At 70.3% G+C, this 5,273-nt stretch carries 6 protein-coding genes; 3 read left to right on the forward strand and 3 right to left on the reverse strand.

Annotation, left to right across the window (positions count from 1 at the left end; all coding sequences use genetic code 11):
* Nucleotides 1-829: Dyp-type peroxidase (locus G6026_RS14455; protein ID WP_182613589.1), on the forward strand; the 829-nt coding region annotated here is incomplete at its 5' end.
* Between the two features lie 38 nt (nucleotides 830-867).
* Here G6026_RS14455 and G6026_RS14460 read toward each other — a convergent pair.
* On the reverse strand, nucleotides 868-1,722 hold the full coding sequence (locus tag G6026_RS14460) for an NAD(P)H-binding protein (protein WP_182613590.1): 855 nt from the start codon (nucleotides 1,720-1,722) through the stop codon (nucleotides 868-870).
* Between the two features lie 139 nt (nucleotides 1,723-1,861).
* Here G6026_RS14460 and G6026_RS14465 point away from each other — a divergent pair, with 139 nt between their 5' ends.
* Nucleotides 1,862-2,239, forward strand: a complete 378-nt coding sequence (locus tag G6026_RS14465) for a helix-turn-helix domain-containing protein (RefSeq protein WP_182613591.1) — start codon at nucleotides 1,862-1,864, stop codon at nucleotides 2,237-2,239.
* Between the two features lie 110 nt (nucleotides 2,240-2,349).
* On the opposite strand, the gene G6026_RS14470 is transcribed toward G6026_RS14465, so the two are convergent.
* Together G6026_RS14470 and G6026_RS14475 are read right to left on the reverse strand one after the other, a co-directional pair.
* Nucleotides 2,350-2,874, reverse strand: coding sequence for a TetR/AcrR family transcriptional regulator (locus tag G6026_RS14470; protein WP_182613592.1), 525 nt, complete (start codon nucleotides 2,872-2,874; stop codon nucleotides 2,350-2,352).
* A 55-nt stretch (nucleotides 2,875-2,929) separates the two neighbouring features.
* A complete protein-coding gene (locus G6026_RS14475) occupies nucleotides 2,930-4,468 on the reverse strand; it encodes an MFS transporter (RefSeq protein WP_107757765.1) in 1,539 nt (512 codons plus the stop codon).
* A 211-nt stretch (nucleotides 4,469-4,679) separates the two neighbouring features.
* Here G6026_RS14475 and erm point away from each other — a divergent pair.
* The coding region (gene erm, locus G6026_RS14480; protein ID WP_241728100.1) for a 23S ribosomal RNA methyltransferase Erm at nucleotides 4,680-5,273 on the forward strand (594 nt) is incomplete at its 3' end.

Here is a 5,273-nt window from a genome sequence, read left to right on the forward strand (position 1 = left end):
CCGGCTACCCGCGCCGCTGGCCGAGGACATCCCGCGCATGGCGGCCGAGAAGATCGATGCCGCCCGCAGCGGGGGCGACCTCGTGGTGCAGGCCTGCGCCGAGGACCCGCTCGTGGCGCTGCACGCGATCCACAACCTCACCCGGATCGCGTTCGGCTGGGCCACCGTCCGGTGGACCCAGCTCGGATACGGGCGGACCTCGTCCACCGGGGCGGGCCAGGCAACGCCGCGGAACCTCTTCGGCTTCAAGGACGGGACCGCGTCGCTGCGCGGGGACCAGGACGCACTGCTGCGCGATTTCGTCTGGGTGGGGCAGGACGACGACGCCGCGGACTGGATGGCCGGCGGGACCTACCTCTGCGCCCGCAAGATCCGCATGACCATGGAGGTGTGGGACGAACTCCCCCTGCGCGACCAGGAGAACGCAGTGGGCAGGGACAAGATCTCCGGGGCGCCGTTGTCCGGAGGGGACGAGTCCAGCGCCCCCGACTTCACCGCGCGCTCGGCGGGCGGCTCACCCGCCATCCCCGAGGCCAGCCACGTGGCGCTGATGCACCCCACCCGGAACGCGGGAGTGCACATGCTCCGGCGCGGTTACAACTACACCGACGGCTCCGACGAGTTGGGTCGCCTCGACGCCGGGCTGTTCTTCATCGCCTTCGTCCGCGACCCGCGTCGACACTTCACCCCGCTCCTCGCGCGCATGCAGTTCGACCTGCTCACCGAGTACCTGCAGCATCTGACGAGCTCCGTGTTCGCGATCCCCCCGGGGCTGAGGGACGGGCAGACCTATATCGGGCAGCAACTGTTCGAGCCGACCGCCGGGTAGGTCATACCCTCAGCCCCGGGGCACAGGCGACCGCGCGGTCAGGCCAGCGCCGCCTCGACGGCCTCGACGAGTGTCGTGGTGGGCCGGCCGAGGAGGGTGCTGAGGGTGCGGGAATCGTCGAAGAGCTCGCCGGCCGAGACGCCCCGATCGGTATCGGCGAGAATCTCCGCGAACGGGGCGGGCACGCCGGCGGAGACCAGAAGGGCCGTGTACTCGTCCCGGGGCAGATCGGTGTAGGTCACATCCCGCCCGGCCCGCTCGGACAGGGCCGCGGCGTAGTCGGCCATCGTGAAGGCGGAGTCGCCCGCGAGCTCGTAGACCGTGCCCGCGCTGTCGTCGGCGAGCAGGGCGACCGCGGCGGCCTCAGCGTAGTCGGCCCGGGCCGCGGCGCTGATCCGTCCCGATCCGGCGGCGCCGAACACGCCCTGTTCCACCTGGGTGCGGGCCTGGTCGGTGTAGTTCTCGAGGTACCAGCCGTTGCGCAGCAGGACGTGGGGCACTCCCGCGTCCGCGAGGATGCGCTCGGTCTGCAGGTGCTCTGTCGCGAGACTCAGCGAGCTGGAGTCGGCACGGAGGATGCTGGTGTACGCCAGCAACTCGACGTCGTGCCGGGCCGCGGCCTCGATCACGGTGCGATGCTGGGCGGTCCGCTGGCCGACCATGCTGGACGACACCAGGAGCACCCGGTCGACACCCTCCAGTGCGGCGTCCACCGAGGTCGGGTCGTCGTAGTCGAGGCGGCGGGTCACCACGCCACGGGCTGCGACGGCACTCAGCCGGTCGGTGTCGCGGGCGGTGGCGACGACGTCGCCGGGTGTCACGCCCCGGTCGAGCAGCGCGTCGACGACGAGGGCTCCGAGCTTCCCGGCGGCGCCGGTCACGAGGTAGGTCATGGGTCTTCTCCTGGGGTTCTGGGCACGGGGCTTCGGTCCGTGACCCGGTGGGCGTCAACGAGCTGACACCCACTGACAACCGACCCCGACGCCATACTGTTTCCGAAGTCGGGTACCCACTTTCAAGTAAGGTACTGGCATGAAAGTGAGTCAGGGGCCGGTCAGACTGGCGTCGGCCTTCGGCGAGGGCGTCTACACCGAGAACTGCCCGACCCGGGCAGCACTGAGCCGGGTGACCAGCAGATGGGCGCCACTGCTGCTGGCGGCATTGTCCGACGACGAGCCACTGCGGTGGAACGAACTGCGCCACCGCGCCTCCGGGATCACGGACAAGATGCTGTCCCAGACCCTCCGCGCCCTCGAGGCCGACGGTTATGTCCACCGGGAGGCGAGGCCGGTCGTACCGCCGCACGTCGAGTACTCGTTGACGCCCGACGGCGTCGCGCTCACCGCGCGTCTTCTGGATCTGATGACCTTCGTGTCGACCAGGGAACTCGGCACCGCCGACGAACCCTGACGACCGCTGACGACCGCTGGCGGCACTGTCCGACGGCGAGCCGCCGGGGCGGCGGCGATCGGCGCATCGACGATCGGGGAGAGGCGTCTGCGATCGATCCGTGACAGGCCTCACCCCGCCAGTCTGATGATCTCCTCGACGACCCGCGCGCGTACCGCCGGGTCGAGCTTCTGCGTTTCCAGCGATTCGTACAGCCACAGCCCGTCCGCGGCGAGCCGGGCGATGAAGGTCATCACGTCGTCGTCCACGGCCGCGGGGGCGTCCGGGACCCACCGGCTGTAGACGCGCTCCCAGATCGCGTTGGTGGCGGGATTCTCCACCGCCTCCAACATCAGTAAGAGTTCCGCGCGGTCGGGGAACTGCGAGGCGCGGACGAAGGCGGCGAACCGGGCGTCGTCGTCGACCTCTGCGGCCGGCCCTCCCGCCTCGGACTCCATGCACTGTTCCCACCGCCCGGCCACGTGGGCGTGCAGTCCCCGGAGGAGGTCGTCGCGCGAGGGGAAGTGATAGAGCAGGCCCCCCTTGGTGAGGCCGGATTCCGCCGCGAGGGACTCGAAAGTCAGGGCGGTGACGCCGTCGCGCTGGATGAGGCGCTTGGCCGCCTCGAGGATGGTGTCGCGTTTGGACTGTCGCATGGGACCTGCTCCCGGATCGTGGTGTGTGGGTGGTCGGGGGCTGTAGTGGGCCTGTTCAGTGATTGTTCGGGTAGAGCTGCGAGGGCGTGCCCGGGGTGTAGTTCCGCAGCAGCACCGCCGACGCCACGGCGCCGATCACCATCACGGCCGCCACCGCCGTCAGCACGGACAGGAACGCCGCGTCGAACGACTCGCCGGCCGCCGCCACGACCTGCGCGTCCCGGGATGCCAACGCCGCGGCGGGCGGCAGGTCCCCCCAGCCCTGGGACCCTGCCGGCAGCTCGATCGCCCTCGCGTAGACCAGGGTCAGCAGCGAGCCCATGGTGGCCACGCCGACTAGCCCGCCGAACTCGTAGGACACCTCCTCCAGGGAGGCGGCCATGCCCGCGCGGCGCGGGGGAACGTTGCCCATGATGGCTGTCGACGCCACCGACATCGAGGCACCGAGCCCGGCGCCGATGACGACCATCCCGACCACCAGCAACGCCAACGAGTCCTGTGCAGCCGCGAGGACGGTGATGACCGATCCCACGGCCGCCGCGGCGATCCCCCCGCCGATGAGCACCAGCAGACCGACGCGGTGCAGCACGGCGCCGCCGAACAGGGCGAAGGGGAGCGAGGCGACCGCGAGCACGCTCACCACGAGACCGCTCTGGAGGGGGCTGAACCCCTCGACCAGCTGGTAGCGCTGGGTGATGACCAGTTGCAGTCCGACGATGGCGAACACACTGACCCCCGCGGCCACCACGCCTCCGCTGAAACCGCGGTTGCGGAAGATCGAGAAGTCCACCAGGGGCTCGGTGTGAGTCGCCAGTCGCCGTTGGCGCCGGGCGAAGACGGTGAGGGTGACGACGGCGACCACCGTGGCCGCTGCCGCCAGTGTCCGGTCCGCATCCGCCTCGGCCCAGGTCTTGACGGCCAGCACCGCCGCGGCCATGCCGACCAGGGCCTGAGCCGAGGAGAGGGCGTCCCAGCGCCGGGCGGGGTTGGTGATGTTGGGTGGCCCGACGACGAGCATGACCGCGCTGGCGAGCAGGACGATGGGGACGTTGAGGAGGAATACCGACCCCCACCAGAAGTGCTCGAGCAACACACCGGACACGATGGGTCCCAGGGCCATGCCCACGGTCGCGATCGCCGCCCAGACGCCGATGGCGAGATTGCGCTCGCGCTCGTGGGAGAAGCTGAGGCGGATGAGCGCGAGGGTCGCCGGCATCATGGCCGCCGCACCCACGCCCAGGAGGGCGCGGGCGGCGATCAGCGTCCACGCCGTCGGCGCGAAGGCCGCCACGAGTGAGGCGGCGCCGAAGACGAGAAGGCCCACCTGGAAGATGCGCTTGTGTCCCACGCGGTCCCCCAGGGCACCCGAGCCCAGCAGGAGCCCGGCCATCAACAACGGGTACGCGTTGATCATCCACAACTGTTGAGAGCTGCTCGCCCCCAGCTCTCTGGTCAACGTCGGCAGCGCCGTGTAGAGGATCGTGTTGTCCAGGGCGATCAGCAGCAGAGACGAGGAGACGACGCCCAGGACGGTCCAGCGCTGCCACGGAGGCAGGGAGGTGTCCGGTGTCGTCGACGAGGGCGCGGAGTGCATCCCTAAACTGTACCGTACGGTTGGTACAGTTTCGAACGGCGAGCGCGGGTGGTCGGCTACACTCCCAGACATGACGTGCTTCGCCGCAGTGATCCGGGACCGTCGCATCTAGCGGCGGATCCCCTCCTGTAGGACGCTTCCGCCGCTCCGCGGTCCAGCCGGGCGGCGCTCTCGCATGCCCGGGCACTTCCTCTTTCCGGAGCGTCCACACATGCCCACCTATCGGGGCGGCCGACACGAGCACGGCCAGAACTTCCTCACCGACACCACCGTCGTCGACGCGATCATCGACATCGTCGACGACACCTCGGGGCCGATCATCGAGATCGGGCCCGGCCGGGGTGCGCTGACCAGACCGTTGCAGACACTGGGGCGCCCGTTGACCGCGGTGGAGATCGACGCCCGAAGGGTCGAACACCTCCGGCGTGCGCTCACCGCCGGCGTGGATCTGGTCCACGCGGATATCGTGCGGTGGCCGCTGCCCGCCACGCCGCATGTGGTGGTGGGCAATCTCCCCTTCCACCTCACCACCGAGATCCTCCGAAAGCTGCTCCACTCCACCTCGACGACGACCGCGGTCCTGCTGGTCCAGTGGGAGGCCGCGCGGCGGCGCGCCGGGGTCGGGGGAGCGACCATGATGACCGCCCAGTGGTGGCCGTGGATCGACTTCACCCTGCACCGCCGCGTCTCCCGCCGGGCCTTCCGTCCGGAACCGACCGTCGACGGGGCGGTGCTCGTCCTGGCCCGGAGGCCCCGTCCTCTCCTGCCGGACCAAGATCGGAGCGAGTACCGCCGATTCGTGCAC

Origin of the sequence: Dietzia sp. DQ11-38-2 (assembly GCF_014145055.1) — a bacterium.
In the GTDB taxonomy this organism is placed as follows: domain Bacteria; phylum Actinomycetota; class Actinomycetes; order Mycobacteriales; family Mycobacteriaceae; genus Dietzia.